Origin of the sequence: Komagataeibacter intermedius TF2, from assembly GCF_000964425.1 — a bacterium.
GTDB lineage: Bacteria > Pseudomonadota > Alphaproteobacteria > Acetobacterales > Acetobacteraceae > Komagataeibacter > Komagataeibacter intermedius.
In genome coordinates this window covers 1-1,322 of sequence record NZ_BANF01000129.1, presented here as the reverse complement: position 1 = coordinate 1,322, position 1,322 = coordinate 1, and the positions used below count along the sequence as shown (strand labels likewise).

The following is a 1,322-nucleotide window of genomic DNA, read 5'->3' as shown; positions in this document are numbered from 1 at the left end:
TGTGAGTGCTGGTTGTAATCTCCCCAAATGTGCTGGTTGAAAATTCCCCAGTTTGAGGACTGTGCGTGATCGTCATGGGGGCATGCCCCCATGACGATCACGCGGCACATTTATCCCTGCTGATGCCAAAGGAAGGGCGAGCAGGTGATAGGACTCAGGGAGGTCGTTTTGATCCAGGAACTCAAAAGACAGGGGCTCAGCATCAGCGCCATCGCGCGCCAGACAGGGCTCGATCGCAAGACAGTGAAGAAGTATCTGGCCAATGGGCTGGAGACTCCAGCCTATGCACCGCGTAAACCGGTGGCCAGCGCAGCAGAACCTTATCGAACCTATCTGTTGGAGCGGATGGCAAGTTATCCCGGACTTTCATCGCGCAGGCTGCATCGTGAAATTCGCGACATGGGATATGACGGTGCCTATTCATCGCTGACGGAATATCTCCGGCAAATCCGCCCCCCGCTGCCCAGGCCTTATGAGCGGCGCTTCGAGACCGGAGCCGGCGTTCAGGCGCAGGTCGATTTTGCGGAATTCCAGACAGTCTTCACCGGCGAGCCAGGCATCGTGCGCAAGGTCTGGTTGTTCAGCATGGTGCTGGGGCACAGTCGCTGGCTGTGGGGACGTTTCTGCCCGAACCAGGGTCTGGAAACAGTGATGCGTTGCCACATCGCCGCCTTCGAGGCGATGGCGGGCTGCTGCACGGAAATTCTCTACGATCGCATGAAGACCGCTGTCATCGGTGAGGATGATGCGGGCGTGGTGACCTACAATGCCTCGCTGGTGGCGCTTCTGGCCCATTATGGCAGCGCCCCCAGAGCCTGCCAGCCCTATCGCGCCAAGACCAAGGGCAAGGTCGAGCGACCCTTCCGCTACATCCGTCAGGACTTCTTCCTTGGCCGCAGTTTCCATGATCTCGATGACCTCAACGCCCAGTTCGACGTCTGGCGCGCGGATATCGCCAACGCGCGGGCACATGCCACCACCGGGCGGATCGTGCAGGAGCATTTTGCACAGGAGCAGCCCCATCTGCATCCATTGCCTGCCCTGCGCTACGATGCTGTTCTGAGCGTCGAGCGGCGGATCAGCCGCGAGGGGATGGTGGCGGTGGCCGGCAATTATTACAGTGTGCCTGACACTGCCCGCCGTCGCGTGGTCGAGATCCAGCACCATACACATGAAGTCCTGATCTTCGAGGAAGGGAAACTCATCGCCCGGCATCCCGTGCTGGAAGGCAAAAACCGTAAGCGGATCGAGCCAGGCCACCGCAAGGCCCCACCGGTTCAACACGCCGAGATGTTGCCGACGACACCGGCGGTGCCGATCCT

The 1,322-nt window shown here is 60.1% G+C and carries 1 protein-coding gene; it reads left to right on the top strand.

The window, feature by feature from the left end; genetic code table 11:
* Positions 1 to 168: 168 nt before the first annotated feature.
* The coding region (gene istA, locus B7449_RS13710; protein WP_209426742.1) for an IS21 family transposase at positions 169 to 1,322 on the top strand (1,154 nt) is incomplete at its 3' end.